The organism is Desulfomonilia bacterium (assembly GCA_036567785.1).
Taxonomy (GTDB): Bacteria; Desulfobacterota; Desulfomonilia; order UBA1062; family UBA1062; genus DATCTV01.
Window position 1 is genome coordinate 84,552 of record DATCTV010000028.1, and the last position, 17,746, is coordinate 102,297.

At 47.0% G+C, this 17,746-nt stretch carries 16 protein-coding genes and 1 tRNA gene; 7 read left to right on the top strand and 10 right to left on the bottom strand.

All coding sequences use genetic code 11. The features are described 5' to 3' along the window. Window positions 1–2: 2 nt before the first annotated feature. The 7 genes from pheS to VIS94_06510 all read right to left on the bottom strand — a co-directional run bounded on the left by pheS (window position 3) and on the right by VIS94_06510 (window position 7,430). Complete coding sequence (gene pheS, locus VIS94_06480) at window positions 3–1,010, bottom strand: phenylalanine--tRNA ligase subunit alpha (protein HEY9160714.1); 1,008 nt, start codon at window positions 1,008–1,010, stop codon at window positions 3–5. Continuing rightward, window positions 1,011–1,358 (bottom strand): 50S ribosomal protein L20, encoded by a 348-nt coding sequence (gene rplT / locus VIS94_06485; protein ID HEY9160715.1) that lies wholly within the window; start codon window positions 1,356–1,358, stop codon window positions 1,011–1,013. 11 nt (window positions 1,359–1,369) lie between these two features. Continuing rightward, the gene (gene rpmI / locus VIS94_06490) at window positions 1,370–1,564 is read right to left on the bottom strand and encodes a 50S ribosomal protein L35 (protein HEY9160716.1); all 195 of its coding nucleotides are present in this window, start codon (window positions 1,562–1,564) and stop codon (window positions 1,370–1,372) included. 21 nt (window positions 1,565–1,585) lie between these two features. Next, window positions 1,586–2,107, bottom strand: coding sequence for a translation initiation factor IF-3 (gene infC / locus VIS94_06495; GenBank protein ID HEY9160717.1), 522 nt, complete (start codon window positions 2,105–2,107; stop codon window positions 1,586–1,588). Between the two features lie 64 nt (window positions 2,108–2,171). Continuing rightward, complete coding sequence (gene thrS / locus VIS94_06500; GenBank protein ID HEY9160718.1) at window positions 2,172–4,046, bottom strand: threonine--tRNA ligase; 1,875 nt, start codon at window positions 4,044–4,046, stop codon at window positions 2,172–2,174. Between the two features lie 177 nt (window positions 4,047–4,223). After that, window positions 4,224–5,084 carry a protease HtpX gene (htpX, locus tag VIS94_06505; protein HEY9160719.1) on the bottom strand — a complete coding sequence of 287 codons (861 nt, stop codon included), beginning with the start codon at window positions 5,082–5,084 and terminating at the stop codon, window positions 4,224–4,226. 135 nt (window positions 5,085–5,219) lie between these two features. Further along, complete coding sequence (locus tag VIS94_06510; protein HEY9160720.1) at window positions 5,220–7,430, bottom strand: patatin-like phospholipase family protein; 2,211 nt, start codon at window positions 7,428–7,430, stop codon at window positions 5,220–5,222. 274 nt (window positions 7,431–7,704) lie between these two features. On the opposite strand from VIS94_06510, the gene VIS94_06515 reads away from it, so the two are divergent. From VIS94_06515 to VIS94_06535, 5 genes are all read left to right on the top strand, one after another. Next, window positions 7,705–9,504 (top strand): glycoside hydrolase domain-containing protein, encoded by a 1,800-nt coding sequence (locus tag VIS94_06515; protein HEY9160721.1) that lies wholly within the window; start codon window positions 7,705–7,707, stop codon window positions 9,502–9,504. A 69-nt stretch (window positions 9,505–9,573) separates the two neighbouring features. Beyond that, on the top strand, window positions 9,574–9,852 hold the full coding sequence (locus VIS94_06520) for a hypothetical protein (protein ID HEY9160722.1): 279 nt from the start codon (window positions 9,574–9,576) through the stop codon (window positions 9,850–9,852). Between the two features lie 33 nt (window positions 9,853–9,885). Then, a complete protein-coding gene (locus VIS94_06525; protein HEY9160723.1) occupies window positions 9,886–10,665 on the top strand; it encodes an ADP-ribosylglycohydrolase family protein in 780 nt (259 codons plus the stop codon). Between the two features lie 10 nt (window positions 10,666–10,675). Then, complete coding sequence (locus VIS94_06530) at window positions 10,676–11,143, top strand: putative molybdenum carrier protein (GenBank protein ID HEY9160724.1); 468 nt, start codon at window positions 10,676–10,678, stop codon at window positions 11,141–11,143. Next, window positions 11,140–11,880, top strand: coding sequence for a hypothetical protein (locus VIS94_06535; GenBank protein HEY9160725.1), 741 nt, complete (start codon window positions 11,140–11,142; stop codon window positions 11,878–11,880). The genes VIS94_06530 and VIS94_06535 overlap by 4 nt, the downstream gene beginning before the upstream one ends. Before the next feature lie 260 nt (window positions 11,881–12,140). On the opposite strand, the gene VIS94_06540 is transcribed toward VIS94_06535, so the two are convergent. Next, window positions 12,141–12,215 (bottom strand) — tRNA-Val (locus tag VIS94_06540). Window positions 12,216–12,382: 167 nt separating this feature from the next. Between VIS94_06540 and asd the strand changes: the two genes are divergently transcribed. Then, complete coding sequence (gene asd, locus VIS94_06545; GenBank protein HEY9160726.1) at window positions 12,383–13,501, top strand: aspartate-semialdehyde dehydrogenase; 1,119 nt, start codon at window positions 12,383–12,385, stop codon at window positions 13,499–13,501. Between the two features lie 54 nt (window positions 13,502–13,555). Next, window positions 13,556–14,125 carry a haloacid dehalogenase gene (locus VIS94_06550; protein ID HEY9160727.1) on the top strand — a complete coding sequence of 190 codons (570 nt, stop codon included), beginning with the start codon at window positions 13,556–13,558 and terminating at the stop codon, window positions 14,123–14,125. A gap of 171 nt (window positions 14,126–14,296) precedes the next feature. On the opposite strand, the gene VIS94_06555 is transcribed toward VIS94_06550, so the two are convergent. Both VIS94_06555 and VIS94_06560 read right to left on the bottom strand, forming a co-directional pair. Continuing rightward, complete coding sequence (locus VIS94_06555) at window positions 14,297–16,000, bottom strand: hypothetical protein (protein ID HEY9160728.1); 1,704 nt, start codon at window positions 15,998–16,000, stop codon at window positions 14,297–14,299. Between the two features lie 237 nt (window positions 16,001–16,237). Next, entirely contained in the window at window positions 16,238–17,671 is a 1,434-nt protein-coding gene (locus VIS94_06560) for a hypothetical protein (GenBank protein ID HEY9160729.1), read from the bottom strand. Window positions 17,672–17,746: the final 75 nt, after the last annotated feature.

Consider the following 17,746-nt stretch of genomic DNA (forward strand, 5'->3'; position numbering starts at 1 on the left):
TCTCATTTCAGGGGAAACTGGTTTAAGAATCTGATGTCATTTTCATAAAACGCCCTTATGTCATCAATGCCATAAACCAGCATCGCCACTCTTTCCACTCCGATCCCGAAAGCCAGTCCGGTCACCTTTTCGGCATCGATTCCGACATAGCTGTAGACATGCGGATTAACCATCCCGCAGCCTAAAATCTCAATCCATCCGGAATTCTTGCAAACCCTGCAGCCTTTTCCCCTGCAAATTATACAGCCCATATCCACTTCAGCCGAAGGTTCGGTAAACGGGAAAAAGCTCGGTCTGAACCTCAGAGGAAGCTCTTTTCCGAACATCTCATGAATGAATGAATAAAGAACACCTTTGAGGTTGGCGAAGGTAATGCCTTCTTCTACCCAGAGACCTTCAACCTGATGAAACATCGGTGAATGCGAAACGTCGGAATCGCATCTGTAAACCTTTCCAGGTGCGATAATCCTCACAGGAAGAGGCTTGGTCTCCATAACCCTTATCTGAACGGAAGAAGTCTGAGTTCTTAACAGAACATCGTCGGTGAAATAAAATGTATCCTGCATGTCTCTTGCTGGATGATGGGCCGGGATATTAAGTGCCTCGAAGTTATGGTAATCATCCTCAACCTCAGGCCCGTCTGCAATTGTAAAACCAAGTCCCAGGAATATATTTTCTATATCTGATTTTACCTTGTTGATTATATGAATGGTACCCTGTCTTGGCCTGCGGCCTGGAAGCGTTATATCGATGCCCTTAACCTTGACAGAACCAGACTCCTTGATTTTTGAGGCGATCGCCTCTTCCATGTAGCTTTTGAGTTTATTTGAAAGGGCGCCGATTCTCGGCCTTTCTTCCGCTGAAAGGCCTGACATCTGTCTGAGTATGGATGTAAGCTCTCCCTTTCTTCCCAGATATTTTATCCTCAAATCTTCAAGCTCCTGGGAAGTTCTGGCAAGCGCGAGGTCGTTAACAAATACCCCGCGCAGTTCTTCGAGCTTTTGTTCCATTTATGCCGCTGCTACAGTATTTATAATATATGAAAAACCCTTGGGGTCGGTTACTGCGATATCTGAAAGAATCTTACGGTCAAGTTCAACACCTGCCGAGTCAAGAGCTGCTATGAATCTGGAGTAATTCTTTCCCTCCAGTCTGGCTGCAGCATTAATACGGGCAATCCAGAGTCTCCTGAACTCGCGTTTTTTCTGGCGTCTGTCCCTGTATGAATAGGTCATTGCCTTGTGAAGTGTTTCAATCGTTGCACGCATAAGCTTTCTTCTGCCTCCGACGAATCCTTTGGTCGCCTTACGGAGAGCCCGCTTTTTCCTGTTGCCTACTATTCCGCGTTTTACTCGCATCTTAAACTCCCTTATAGATATGGAAGAATTCTTTTCAGTCCGGCCAGATTAGCCGAATCGACTATGGCAGATTTTCCGAGATGACGTTTCTGTTTCCTGTTTTTTGATGAGAGGAGATGCCTGTGGAATGCCTTTCCTCTTTTCAGTTTACCGCCACCCGTTGCACTGAACCTCTTTGCTGCACTTCTGTTCGTCTTGATTTTCATCTTTAAAACTCCTTAAGAAAACTATTTGGGGACCACCATCATTACCATGATCCTGCCCTCCAGCATGGGTTCGTTTGCCGGCGTACCAAGGTCCGCCACTTCTTCCTTAACCCTTGCCAGAATAGCCAACCCTTTATCTTTATGTATTATTTCCCGGCCTCTGAAAAATATAACCACCTTGACCTTATTCTTGGCCTCGAGAAACTTTCTTATATGCCTTAACTTGAACTGGTAATCATGTTCATCAGTCTTCGGCCTGAATTTGATCTCCTTGAGAACAACCGAAGTCTGTTTCTTTTTCGCAATATGCTGACGTTTAGTCTGTTCATATTTATACTTGCCGTAATCCATTATTCGGCAAACAGGCGGTACTGCTTTCGGCGAAACCTCAACAAGATCGAGATCGTGACTGTTTGCTCTTTCAAGTGCAATCGGCACTGTCATGATTCCCAGCTGCTCACCATCCGGTGCTATTACTCTTACGCTGTCGGCAACTATCTTCTCGTTAATTCTTATTGTTTCTTTATCATTATCCTTACTTATACCGGCCTCCCTAAATAAAAAGATGCGATTATGTACCCTAGTGCTTACATGTTGTCAATACGTATCAGGCAAGCGGATTGGCATTTTTTACCATTTTTATGAATTCGTCGATCGAAGACGGATTCTGCTGGCCCGAACGATCTCTAACCATGACAATATTTTCCGACTTTTCTTTATCACCGATTACCAGCATGAAGGGAACCTGTGCCAGTCTGGCTTCTCTTATCTTGAAGCCGATCTTCTCGTTGCGGTCATCAAATTCCACTCTGATATCGGCATCCCTGAGTTTCGCGACAACGTCCCCGGCGTAGTCTGCCTGAGAATCGGTAATATTCATCACAACGGCCTGGACAGGTGCTATCCAAACGGGAAAAGCACCGGCATAATGCTCGATCAGCACACCTATGAACCTTTCCATCGACCCGAAAACGACCCGATGAAGCATAACCGGCCTGTGCTTGCCGCCGTCCGCTCCGATATAATGTATATCGAATTTCTGAGGTAAAGCGAAGTCACATTGGATGGTGGCACACTGCCATTTTCTTCCTATGGCGTCCTTTATCTTTATATCGATCTTGGGGCCATAGAATGCCCCGTCACCTTCATTGATGTCATATGGCAGTTCTTTTTTATTGAGGGATTCAACCAGCGCATCTGTTGCCAGCTTCCAGTCTTCATCAGAACCGATGGATTTCTCGGGTCTCGTACTGACTTCCACCTCATATTCGAAACCGAATATGGCCATGACCTTGTCGACCAGATTTATAACCGAAGTGACTTCCTCAACGATCTGATCAGGCCTGCAGAAAATATGGGCATCGTCCTGCGTGAATTGTCTCACCCTTAATAGCCCGTGAAGAACACCTGACTTCTCATGCCTTATGACGGAACCGAGTTCAAAGTATCTGAGAGGCAGGTCACGGTAGCTCCTGACTTTCGATTTATATATCTGTATGTGTGACAGACAGTTCATTGGTTTGATTCCATAGAGCTGACTGTCCACTTCTGAGAAATACATATTCTCTTTGTAGTTGTCCATATGGCCGGAAATTTCCCAGAGTTTCCCCCTCAGAAGGCTTGGACCGTAAACGATATCGTATCCGTTTTTCAGGTGAAGTCTCTTTTCAAACTCCTCCAGGATGCTCCTTAATATCCCGCCCTTTGGCATAAAAACGACCATGCCCGGGCCGATGTCATCGCTTATCATGAACAGTTCAAGCTCCCTGCCCAGTCTCCGGTGATCGCGTTTTTTAGCCTCTTCAATAAAATTGAGATAATCTTTAAGCGCATCCTTCGAGGCGAATGCCGTTCCGTATATGCGCTGAAGCATCTTGTTTTTTTCGTCGCCGCGCCAGTATGCGCCTGCAACGGAAAGAAGTTTGAACGCCTTGACATATCCTGTCGAAGGCACATGCGGACCACGGCACAGGTCTACAAAAGACCCCTGCTCGTATAGAGAAACTTCGGGATCTGTAATGTCATTCAGGATCTCCACCTTGTACGGTTCACCATTCTTTTCAAAGTAATCCGTTGCATCCTTTCTTGAAAGAACCTTCCTGATGAAAGGCTGATCGGCCTTGATGAGTTCTGCCATTTTGTTTTCGATCTTTGCAAGATCCTCAACCGAAAACGGTGTATCCCTGTCAAAGTCATAGTAAAATCCGTCTTCGGTAGACGGTCCTATCGTAGGTCTTGCATCAGGGAACAGCTCCTTTACAGCCTCAGCCATAATATGGGCGCAGGAATGCCTGATGATATCAAGTCCCTCTTTCGAATCACTTTTTATTGTCTCAACCGTTTCTGTGCCTGTGAGCTCTGTCGAAAGGTCAACTGTTGTGCCGCCGATCTTTGCAGCAACAACGTCACGTCCCTTTACTAAATCCCTTATGGTCCTGCCAGAAGGAACAGCCCTGCCGTCAAGCATCATGGTTTCAGACATACGGTCTCCATAAATGAATTATTGTTTGGCATATTTAAACTGATATAATAAAATATACCTGCAAACCCGCATATATACTAAAAAAATTGCCTTGTAAACTCACGATTTGCTGTGCAACAAACCTCTTTTCATCGATGAAAACACCTCTTTTCAGGGTCAACAAACTACCGGACAAGCTTATATTTGTTTAAGTGCCTCAATCCTTTTATCAAGCGGCGGGTGCGTTGCAAAGAGTTCGATGAAGGAACCCTTGCCTGCAATCATAAGAGTATTAAGAGATGGTGCTCTTTTATCAAGCGGCTGATAGACCGCCTTCAGTTTCTCAAGAGCAGCTATCATTTTATCCCTTCCTACAAGGTTTGCCGAACCCTTGTCTGCACGATATTCCCTGGTCCTTGAAAAACCCGCCACTACTATCGAACCGAGAATGCTGAATATGATGTCGAGCGCTATGGTAAGGACAAATCTTACCAGATAAGCCATTTCCTCCCTTACCCCTAGGCTTACGAAATAGCTGATTACCCGGGAGAGGAACATGGCGAACGAGTTCACGATGCCTGCAATGAGCGTCATGGTAATCATGTCACCGTTTGCAATGTGGCTTATCTCATGGGCCAGCACGCCTTCGACCTCGGCACTGTTCATATTGTTGAGAAGTCCTGTCGAAACAGCCACAAGGCTTCTCTTCCTTGTGGGGCCAGTTGCGAATGCATTCATTTCTGGAGAATCGTAAATCCCGACTTCCGGCATGGGCAGGTTGGCCTGCATGCATAGCCTGCTTACAAGCGCGACCAGCGGATGTCCGGAATTCGAGTCGATAATCTGAACGCCATAAGCATGCTTTGCAATGAACTTCGACATGGCAAGCGAAATGAACGCACCCGCCATACCCCATATCAGGCAGAAGACGGCAAGCGCCTGCCAGTTGAGGCCATACCGGCTCAGATAGGGATTTATTCCAAGGATGTTTATTATTATCGAGATGGTGACCATCACCAGGATATTAGTCAGGATGAAAAGCATTATTCTCTTGAACATGGATATCCTCCCTTTAAGTATATTATGTGACTATCGGCAAATTTATGGGCGCAAATAAGCAGACGCAATAATTTTTACAATTTTTGACAGATGAATTATCGCGTATTCATTGCAAAAAAACAGTAAACCCAGACTTCAGAAGAAAGAGCCGATATAGAAATAAACCGCGTTGTTTCCGCCCTCGGCATGTCCGTATGCCAGATATACAGGCCCTATGATTGAATCGGCGCCAAGGAATACGCTGAACGCTCCACGGAGGTCGTCAAAGCACATATCCGACTTGCTCATCCACGTATTACCTGCTTCCACGGAACATCCGGCATACAGGTCGTTGTTGAACACCTTCTTTTTAAGAAGCCTGAACGTATATATAAGCTCGCCCAGAATCAGCTGCTGCCCGTAAAGCTGGTTCTGAACAAGGCCTGAGAGCTCCAGAAACCCGCCCAGAAAGAACAGCTGGTTGAAATCTTCCGTGCCGCTCAGCTGCGAATCCCACCTGGCTTTTGCAGAAATAGTACTCCGGCCGAAGGTGACCGGGACCAGACCCATCGTCTCGATCGCATCGAAGTTTTCATCAGCCCCGAGCCCCTTTCTGCCAGCGGTAAACACCGCGTTAAAATATCCGCCGCTGTGAGGAAATGACGTATTGTCGAGTTGATCGAAGACAAGGCTTGCCCTGTAGCCGGCATTGTGGAAACCCACTTCCGGCAGAGACGGGTCCCCGGTCCTGAGCTCCGTATCACTCGATCCTGCAAAAAGGCCGATACGCACTTCCCCGAATTCGGCCATCTGATATCCGATGTCGGCCCCTGCGTATACATTATCGAATTGATATTGGGCAAGGCGGGATGATCCGTCGTATACGTAATACGGATTGGAATCGTACATTCCATACGGGGCCACAAAAGCTCTCCATGCCTCTGTTTCGAGTGGCTGATAGAATTCGGTGTAGGCTTCACGTATTTCACCGAACCTGAACCGGTTTTTCCAGTCCGCATTCAGCCTGTTGATATGGGTCATACGGTATTCTAGAAGGATGTCGTATCCGGTATTGCCCTTGAAATCGTTGGACAGCTTGAACCCGAGGTCTATATTGTACTGTATATGCTCCTTCAGCCTGGGTTCGAGAAGTATTCCCTGTTTACCGTTCTTCTCGATGAGTTTGAAGTCGATATTCTCAAGGTCCTCCCGTTGATACATCTGGAAGATGGTTTGTGCAAGGACATCAGGGTCTGCTTTCTTTCGCTTTGTCTTGTTAAGCACGTAGCTGAGATATTTTTTTAACAGGTTTGTGTTGATGATCTGCTTTTTCTGGGCTATTTCGACAAACTCGATCTTGCCGGGACGATGCGATGCCTTGAGCTGATTGGAACGAAAGGCTTTGTATTCTTCAGGACTCACCGAGTAGCGCTTCAACTCATCAGACATTGCCAGCGCTGTTTTCCTTCCGATCTGAACAGCTTCCTCCATCCTGCCGAAGCTCCCAGTCGTGATGTCTCCCAGATCAGGGGTTATCAGGGTGTCACCCTCTCTGAGAGTCCTGATCTGCTGTTCGACGTTGTCGTTCGTCAGGAAACCTGTCGTCTGGTCCGCGATATTCAGGACATTTCTGATGTTGTCTGCTGTATTCAGCGGAGTGCCGATATTGACGGCTATCACAACATCGGCACCCATCTGCCGGGCCACGTCAATCGGCAGGTTCCTCGACACGCCTCCGTCAATCAGCTGAATGCCATTTATCACAACAGGTGAAAACGCAACCGGAATGGCCATGCTTGCACGCAGGGATATGGCGAGATCACCTTTATTAAGCACAACCATCTTGCCCGTCTCCACATTCGTCGCTACTGCGCTGAAAGGGATCGGGTAGGCATTGAAATCATCTCCCGCCCCGAGGGTAAGCGCCCTGAGCGTAAGGTCGAGTTTCTTTCCCGATATCAATCCTTTGGGGGCCTGCAAACCTTTCCTGGAATTTATCGACACGCTTAGTATATAGTTCTCCTGACCTTCCTTCTGGCGATAGGTCTGCATCTGCCTTGGTATCGTATCGCTGAACATTTCATTCCAGTCCATTCTGGTGGTAAGCTGCTCTATTTCTTCCGATGGCGTCCCAATTGCATACAGACCGCCAACTATCGAGCCCATGCTGGTGCCAGCAATAAAATCAATGGGAATGTTCATCTCCTCAAGCACCTGTATTACCCCGACATGAGCGGCCCCTCTGGCTCCTCCCCCGCTCAGCACGAGTCCAACAGTGGGCCTTGACCAGGCATCTTCAGTCCCCAACATGCATGCAAGCATTATTATAAATGGAATAAGTCTGGTCTTCCCATTACTGATACGCATGATTGAACCTCCCTGTTGCCCTTAAAAATTAAGCCCCGGCCCACTCAAAGAATGGCCTTCAGCTAACGGCCTTATTGCTTTGCCGGCATGCAGAAGCTGCCCTGAAACACACGGTATAAAAAATAATATACTGAAGAATTATCGAACAGAGAACCCTGCAAAGCAAATGGAATTTTTAAACATTATTGAAATATTGGCTTGATTGATTGTCATCCTGATTATAAACTTGGTATTCAGTATTAATTATTTATGATTGACGTATGAGGAGTCTGATATGAACCATAAAATTCCTGTTCTTTTTTTATCTGCCATTGTCCTGATGTTTGCCAGTGCATGTAATGATGGCATCAAGGTCTGGGTCGAACCGTCAACCGAGAGGGTCATGATGAACACGCCTGCCGGGTCAGATTCTCAGGCCTTCATATATGCTGCAAGAAATGAATACGAATCATTCCAGGTTGTCGTTCGTGGCGGGCTCAAAGGTCTAAAAGATGTCAATGTTGCTGCAACGGATTTAACCGGACCGGGAGACGCCTTTATTCCCAAAGAGAATATAACCATGTTCAGGGAATATTACGTGAAGGTGAACAGCCCGTCCTTCCTTGGCGGAGTTGTCGGAAATCTCAGACTGCCCGGCAACTATCCTGACCCTCTTATACCTTTTTTCGATCCCTATGATTCCGGACACCCGGCAGTAGGAGCCCCTTTTGATATCACAAGGCTAAAAAACCAGCCGGTGTGGATAGATGTTTATGTCCCTGAAGAAACTCCGGCAGGCTCTTATACCGGAAAGCTTGAGATAACCGCCGCAGGAAAGAATCCGGTTTATATCGATTTGAATCTGACGGTCTGGGACTTCAGCATTCCCAGGGAAAGAACAATCGCAACCTCTTACGGGCTGTTACCGGGAAGCGTTCCTCAATACCATCCACAGGCTTTAACAGCGGAAGCGAAGAATAATTACGAACAGGAATTGCACCGGCACAGGATAGATTCTTTCAGTACTGCGGGAATGCTTGAGTATCCATTCGTGTTCGGGAGCGACGGACATCTTCTGCCTGTTGACTGGTCTAATTATGATGCAGTCATGGGGCCGAGGCTCGATGGAAGCTTCTATAATGACGGGGTTCCTCTATACCGATTCAATGCAGGTTTCTTCTATCCGGGAGGCACCGGCTGGATGGAGACTAGCCTTACCGATGAACAGTACAAGGAGGCCGCAAAAGAATTCGCAAGGCACCTGAAGGAAAAGGGCTGGATGGACAGGGTCTATATGTATGTCCTCGACGAACCCTTCATCAATGCGAAAAGCTATGATGTAGTTGCAAATGACATAAAGCTCATCCTCGAAGCGGACCCTGACTGGAAAGGTGCGTTCCTAGTAACGAACTGGTGGGTCAAGGACCTTGAAGATACGATAGATATATGGTGCCCCGAGGTCACGAAATACGACGACTGGTTCCTCGGCGCAATCGGCGTTAAATTTGCAGGTCGCGAGCAGTATGCAAAAATGTTGGCAGACGGCCGCGAGCTCTGGTTCTATGTCTGCCTTGCAACCGTCCCCCCTTATCCGGGATATGACATTGATACGATGATAGGCTATGAGCCCCGCATACTCATGTGGGGTTCATGGTATGAGGGTGCGACCGGATTCCTTTACTGGAGCACGATGTACTGGGTAAAAGACGACCCCTGGGGCAAGCTCAAGGACCCGGTTACTTTCCCGGTTTCATCACGCAACGGCGACGGGTTCCTGTTCTATCCGGGCGACCATAACGGAACATTATCGCCGGCCGGTTCTCCTCATGGGATATCGATAAACGGACCTATCACATCCATTCGTCTGAAGCAGACAAGGGACGGGCTTGAAGACTGGGAAATGTTCAAGATGGCGTCATCCGCCGCAGGTGTGGACGCTGTAAAAGCTTGTGTATCCAGGGCCTACACACAAATGGGCACTGCGCCTGTCCTCGGGCTCTATAATCCGCTGAGTCCTCCGTGGACATATGACGGAAAGGTGCTGAACGAGGTGAGAAAAGAGGTTGCCGGGATGATTATTAATAACCATCCCTAATACCTGGTTGAGCAAAGCTTGTGTAAATGATAATGGTTTAACCAACAATTATGTACAAGGAGTGAAGCGATGACAAAAAAATACAAGTCCGGAACTTTTTGTATGGATATTCAGTGCCCGAAACATAAAGAACTCGAATCGCTTACCGGCTACGCCTATAGGGAAAAGAAAAAAATTCAGTGCAAGGACTGCAACGCATGGAACTTCTTCCTCTGGCTTGAAAAACATGACTACAGGATCATCAGCACTCTGAAGGAAATATCCGCCAAAGAGCTTGCAGCACGGATAAAAGGGATCGACCCGGTCAGGGTGCAGGACCTCACGATAGACGAAATACTCTGCCTGTAAACCATCCTGTAAAGATTAAAACTGAAAGGCAGTATGATCGGGGCCATAGCGGGTGATATCATCGGTTCAGTCTATGAATGGAACAACATAAAAACCAAGAATTTCGAACTCTTCACCGGCAGAAACTTTTTTACCGATGATTCCGTCCTGACCATAGCCCTGGCCGATTCGATCCTGACAGGCACTCCATATGCGGAAAATCTGAAAAGGTTCTTCAGGTTGTATCCCGATGCCGGGTATGGAGGCGCTTTCAGGAAATGGGCGCAAGGCAGATTTAACAAACCCTACAACAGCTGGGGCAACGGAGCCGCAATGCGAATCAGCCCTGTGGGATTTGCCTATGACGTGATCGAAGAAGTATTGCAGAAAGCCAAAGAATTCACCGAGATCACACACAGTCACCCGGAAGGCATAAAAGGCGGACAGGCGGTTGCAGCAGCGATATTCCTGGCAAGGTCGGGAAAGTCAAAACTTGAAATCAGTGATTATATTGAAAATACATTCGGTTACGATTTAAACTTCAGCATAGACGATATCCGTGATTCATATACTTCTGATGTCTCATGCCAGGGCACCGTACCCCAGGCGATTAAGGCGTTTATCGAGTCAACTGATTTCGAAGATGCCATCCGGACAGCCGTTTCAATAGGCGGCGATACTGATACTATTGCCTGCATCGCAGGTGGCATCGCCCAGGCGTTTTACAAAGGCGTTCCTGAAACCATACAGTCACATGTTTATGAGATACTTGACGGATATCTAGGTGGAATCACAAAATCATTCATGGAAAAATATGTCCCGGCGGTTGGATAAAAATCAAATCATGAAGATACTTAAAAAAATCGTTACAGGCGGACAGACAGGTGTTGACCGCGCCGGACTCGATGCCGCAATCGAAGCAGGCTACCTTATCGGCGGATATTGCCCCAAAGGAAGAATTGCAGAGGACGGCATCATTCCCGATAGATACCCTCTCATCGAAACAGAATCCGCAGAGTACAAAGTGAGGACCGAACTGAATGTAATAAATTCCGACGGTACACTTATAATTAATAAGGGAGAGCTCACTGGCGGCACCAAAGCAACACACATAAACGCAGTGGAAAACGGCAAACCATTCCTCATAGTTCAGCTTGAAGAAAATCCCGACCCGGAAATTGCTACCGGGTGGATACGGGCAAACAGGATTGAAGTCCTGAACATTGCCGGGCCACGAGAGTCAAAGGCCGACATATACAGTGATGCGAGGGATTACCTGAGGAATGTGTTCGAAATCATGGAGGGCCTATGAACAATGTATCATCTGAAAAAAAGAGTCTCATTATCAATGCACTAAGCCTTGTACTTTTATTCGTATATATTACCTTTGTGGCGCTCGATATTGTGGCTTACGTGCACGGCGGTGTATCCGGGGCAACCTTTTATCTGAAGCTCTTTGCATCTTTTCTGTGCACGGCGGTTGCGTGGGCAGGCTTTTCGGCTGAAAAGGAAAAGCACGGCGGACTGCTTCGTGCGATAGCATTTACTCTTACATTCCTGGGCGATACTGCGGTGCTTCTCAATACGTATAAGATCATGAGTGACCCGTTTGTCTTTAAAATAGGCGGGTATCTTTTTGTACCTGCGCTGCTGCTCATCTCAATAAGGAGCGCAAAAGGGTTCGGCTTTTTCTTCGAAGGCGGACGCTTTCAATGGAAGAAACTCATTTTCCCGCTATGTTTTTATATCCCCTTTGCCGTGCTCCTTGTTTCAGTGGGCGCAGGACTTGCCAAGGTAGGTCTTCTCGGGCTCGGCATCGTGTACGGGACATGTCTTACGACAGTACTCTGGACAGGGTGGGAGTCTCTGCACAGTGGACTCTTTCCGCACAAAAGCGCCGTCCTCATTGCCGCCGGCTCGACACTCGTCTTTGTCATGGAACTGATCGGGCTTGTGTATAACCTTCATGTACCGGTTTATTCAGACATCGCGTTCTTTGCTACATGGATATTGTATACCCCCGGAATGCTCCTGATTGCACGGAGTTAAGTTTCGGAAAAATTTATCATATCAATCATGCAGCAATGTAGATGATTACAGAATAGAAATTGCTGAAACCGGCAGGACTTTTTTGTAATACAAGAAACAAATTCCTGAATATAAATTTCAATGTTGTCAACATGGTTACATCATAGTTATTCGTGGGTTACAAAAAGTGTTTCGAGTTTAATACAATTAAGTTGCCTCAGGGTGAACCATGAGTAAAGGGTTTATATGTGCCTGTAAAGCCGCATTAAAAGAAGTTTTATTGGTAGGCGCGTAGGGATTTGAACCCTAGACCCCCACCGCGTCAAGGTGGTGCTCTCCCCCTGAGCTACGCGCCTGCGTGGGTGTTTGGTTATCCCGTAAAAAGCAGGTTTGTCAACAACATTTATCCAAAGAATATTTTTTGCCTGATTCACCCGATTAAGATTGACGTGAGGCCGATTTATCATTATTTCTTAGTGTCGCAAGCAGACTTGCGATACTTAAAACAAAGGAAGGAATCGTCATGGTGAAAGTAGGATTTATCGGCTGGAGGGGAATGGTCGGCTCGGTCCTTATGGACAGGATGAAGGCGGAGAAGGATTTCAAAGGCTATGAGGCATTCTTCGCAACGACATCCCAGACCGGCCAGATGGGGCCCGATGTAGGGCTCGGCGTAAAACCGCTCGTGGATGCGTACGACGTCAAAACCCTTGCAACAGCAGATATCCTCGTCACATGCCAGGGCGGCGACTACACCAAAAAGGTCTACCCTGAATTGAGGGCCTCAGGCTGGAATGGATACTGGATTGATGCTGCTTCGGCGCTCCGCATGAAGGATGATGCGGTTATCATACTTGACCCCGTCAACAGGCATGTAATCGACAAGGCACTTGATTCCGGCATCAAGGACTTTATCGGCGGCAACTGCACGGTGAGCCTCATGCTAATGGGCCTGGGCGGACTTTTCAGGGAAAATCTCATAGAGTGGATGACCTCAATGACCTATCAGGCGGCATCGGGCGCAGGCGCAAACAACATGCGTGAGCTGGTCGCCCAGATGGCGGCGCTCAGCGATGCATCGAAGGCATTGCTCGATGATCCGTCATCGGCAGCCCTTGATATAGACCGCAAAATACAGGAAACCCTTGAAAGCGGGGCACTGCCTACGCAGTATTTCGGGGCGCCCCTTGCGGCAAGCCTTATACCGTGGATAGACTCCGCCGTGGAAAACGGCCAGACCAGGGAAGAGTGGAAAGGATATTCCGAGACCAACAAGATCCTCGGCCTCACCAAGCCCATCCCTGTTGACGGCCTTTGCGTGCGAGTGGGTGCAATGCGCTGCCACAGTCAGGCGCTCACCATCAAAATGACAAAGAACCTGCCGCTTGATGAAATCATAAGCATCATTGCAGGTCATAACGAATGGGTAAGGGTTATCCCAAACAACAAGCCAGATACGCTTAAATATCTTTCGCCAGCCGCTGTCAGCGGAAAGCTGGAAGTGCCTGTGGGAAGAATACACAAGCTAAATATCGGCGAAGAATACCTGACTCTGTTCACCTGCGGCGATCAGCTCTTGTGGGGCGCTGCCGAGCCCATCAGGCGCATGCTGAACATAACGCTCGACTATATCAAGAAGTAAGAATCATTCCTGGGAGGTGAGCATCCTCCCCGGAATATCTTTTAAAGGATTACCATGAAAATTCGCCCGGGAGAAATCGCCTTTGACTTTGACGGTGTGGTCGCTGACACATTCAGGCTTTTTGTAAAGCTTGCATGTACCGAATTCGGAATCAGCATAGATTATGAATCAATCACGGATTACGAGTTCCTGAACGTGGTGAAGATGGACAGGGCCCTTGCCAACAGGCTCATTGAAATCCTGACAGACATCCCGCACGAGCTTGATCTCAGACCCAATGCCGGGGCAGAGGAAACACTTTCGAGGCTTTCTTTATTCGCCCCAGTCATGTTTGTCACGGCAAGACCTTACGGTCATCCGGTCGAGAAGTGGGTCGAGAAAAACCTTCCGGTGCTGAAAGGCCGAGTCCATGTGGAAGCCACAGGCGATAACACGACCAAGCTTCCGTTTCTTAAAGAGAATAATATCAAATACTTCATCGACGACAGGCTCGATACATGCAGACAGCTTGCCGGTGAGGGCATAACACCCATACTCTACGACCAGCCCTGGAACAGAAGCAGCCATGATTTTAAGATTGTAACCGACTGGCATGATATCGCCGGACTGATTGACTGGGAATAATATCAAAGTCAGATCGTCCCCCATAAACGACCCGACCTTTAAGCTAACCTTGTTTCCTTTATAACCTTTTTATCGGCATCTCCATGATATGTATAAGCACGGGAATAAAAGAAAAGCCCGACGTCAGAAAAAGCCCGCGGGCTTCAATATTTTCTAATTTTCATTAATGGTCTAGTTTATAAACTCCAGAACTTTCTGCCATGAGGTGATTATATTGTCACCCGGGTCAATCTCGACAGAACCGTCTGAACTGAAGACAGCATCCCAACCTGAAGAATAGCCCGCCTGTATCATACTCAGAGAGCCTGTTTCCCAAACTCCGGTATCAGGGACAATCCTGATCTTTATCGCACCGTTGATATCACCGAGAGTAACAGTGTCAATGCCCTTGCCGTTGAAAATGGCCTCGAACAGATCTGACTTGGGACTGGATATGCTGATAAGATTCCCGCCAAGTCCCGGTATCCTGATTGATCCTTTCATGCTTATATATTTTGCGTTAGCATCATAAACCGTCGGTTTATATCTTCCGTCCAGCTGGCCGTACAGCATGTCATAGAAATAGTCTTCTCCGTCTATGCTGAACGTTCCGTTGAGCTTGTAGAACCTGTGGTCATAATTCGGCGCCTGAAATTCACTGTATTCATAGAGCATCAACGGCCCGATAAAATAATTGAGCTTCTTGCCTTCATTGCCGGTAGCGGATGCAGTTACAGTCCAGGTTTTATATTGAACAGAATGTTTCTCATATATAGCTGAAAGATTGCTGCTTGCCGTTGTTGTAAAAGACTCGAAATAGAGGCCGAACAGGTTGCTGCCCGAATCGTAATATGCCTTGCCCGTTCCAGTAAAGATGAGATCGGATGAATTATTCCCCTTATAGGTAATATGCTCACCATTCAAGTTTTGAATGGCATACCCTGAAGCTGGAATGCCTACAGTCATCTTGACTGTAATTGACGAAGGATTATCCGGGTTGGTGCTGATTTTTCCATTCGGGACAAGATCAAGTTTTACACTTAAACCGTTTACCATCAAGGCGAATGATCTTTGATTGCCTGCGATGACATATAACATTTTCCATAATACAGGATCGAGCGGGTTGCTGTAATTTATTGAATTCATCAGGGTTATTATCGAATTCATTGAAATCACATCGCTCAGCCACCTCAAATCTTCAAAGGCTATTCCATAAAGTTTTGAATCATCTTCCGTATATGTATAGTAAGTTCCTGTATTGCTGTCATATTTTTTGTATTGTCCATAGCCTATGCCCGAATATGCGGCATGAAGAACATCCTTCATCTCTTCGAGACCTAGAGTGCTGGGCTTGATAAAAACTGCGGTTATTGTCTTGTCGGAATCCATTGTTATCCTGAGAGGATTACCCGTAGATGTTACACTGCCCGACCAGTGATCAAAGCTCCATCCTGAAGCAGGGGTTGCCGTAATTATGACTTCCTGCCCTGTGTCATAAATGCTTAATAAGGGGTTTACCGTAACGCTGCCGTTACCAGTATATGATGTCGTCAAAGTGAACTGTTGGATGAATACGGCCGTTACCGACAGATTCCCGCTCACCTTAATTGAAACGGTTTTCTGGGTGCTGCTTATACTGCCTTCCCAGTGATCGAATCTCCAGCCGCTGTCAGGGGTTGCTGTCAGGACAAGGGTTTCACCCTTCTTATAACCGCCGTCATCGCCTGCTTCGGTATATGTAACCGTTCCGTTACCGGAAGTTGCTACAGACAGCGTGTATACCACATCTTCGGGTTCAGGAGTTGTACTGTCTCCACCCCCTCCGCCGCCTCCACCGCAGGCGCCGAAAACAAATATCGACATAGCCAACAAGAAAATAAAAAATGTCTTTTTCATTCTTGTAACCTCTCAATTATTGTTTGAAATTTTTTGTAGATCGGTAATTTATCCAGTTAAACTATTTAAGCATAACTTATGCCATGCATAACCATTTGATATAATTAGGGTCATATCAAATCCGGCAATAAAAAAGGAACCGGTTTTCACAAGTCGAGGGAAAAGTTTACATGAAAAAAAGGAATTAATGAAAATCATAATATGCGGGCAGAAATAATATCCGCCCGCAATATACTGCTATGAATAATTAATTTTCACCGCTATGAGCAGGAATATTATGCTAGTCGTTGCCAGGATGACCTGAAGCGGCAGCATGAACTTGAACCAGTCCTTGTATTTGATTCCGGCCAGCCCGATAACCACCATAAGCAGAGGATTCGTTGGCCAGAATGCATGCGAGAAACCGTCTCCGAGCTGGAATGCAAGAACCGTGATCTGCCTCGTCAGTCCCAGCACATCGCCCAGCTGTGACATGATCGGAATGGTCAGCATAGCCTGGCCCGAACCTGAAGAAACAAGGAAGTTCATGAACAGCTGGAAAAGATACATGATTACTGCGGATATCTCCCTGCTCATTCCCTGGGTATGCATGGAAACAGTGTACATGATCGTATCCATAATGTTTCCTTCCTCAATGAGCCATCCGATGGACGAGGCCATGAGTATGAGTATGATCGCAGGCGAAAAGTCGATCAGTCCGTCCTTGAACAGTTTGAACACTTTCTTGAATTCATAACCGGATGCAATTCCGACACTGAATCCCATGATAAGAAACATGAGGGCTATCAAGGGGAAAGAAAGGTCCTGCAATGATTTGACCGAACTGCAAAGCGCAACGGAAGCAATTATACCGAGAAAACATATCCCCATCCACATAAGTGCCGGTTTGACTTTTCCCTGATGGAGAACGACATCTTCATAGTGCGTAAGCGCCTTGATTTCCATGTCGGAGCCGTAAACATAGCTTTTAGCAGGGTCATTTTCAATTCTGCGTATGTACCACAGGATATAAAGGGTAACGATTATGATGGTCACGATAAGTATCGGCACCCTCAGGAAAAGGCCTGAAAAAAGAGGAATCCCTGCAAGCCCCTGGGCCGTCCCCAGTGTGAACGGGTTGAATGTTGCAGCCGAGAATCCTATGGTGACCGAAACGAAAGGTATGGATACGCCCACAATGGAATCCCATTTCATCTGATAAGCAAGGGGGATGAAAATGAGTATCAGTGGAGTAACCTCTTCCAGTATGCCCATTGTCGAGCCGAGCAGCGCGAACACGGCTACATTGATAAAGATGAAAAGCCTTTTTCTGTCTTTGAATCTCATGACGAGGTCGGATATAAGTCTGGGAAGAATCCCGCTCTTGTTCATTACAGAAAAGCTTCCTCCGATTATGAAGATAAAGAGGATGAGCACTATGATTCTGGGGCCGTTCTTGCTGCCGAGCACAAGAAGAGGCGCAAGTGCTATCTTCCATACTGGAAGAGGCGTCTGATCAATTGTATGATATACCTGCTGTGTCGTACCGTTTACCGTGGTCTTTACGTAATCACCGGCAGGTATGACATACGAGCATATACCCGATACCGCAATCAGGATAGCAAGCAGTACAATCGTGGCAAGAAACATCTTGACTTCAAGCAAGGCCTTTTTTTTGTCTTCCTGTTCCATAATTTCACCCTCTCTTTATTCTATTTCAGTTGCCTCTTTCAGAGCGGCAAATACGGTTTCTGTTTGAGGCTTGCC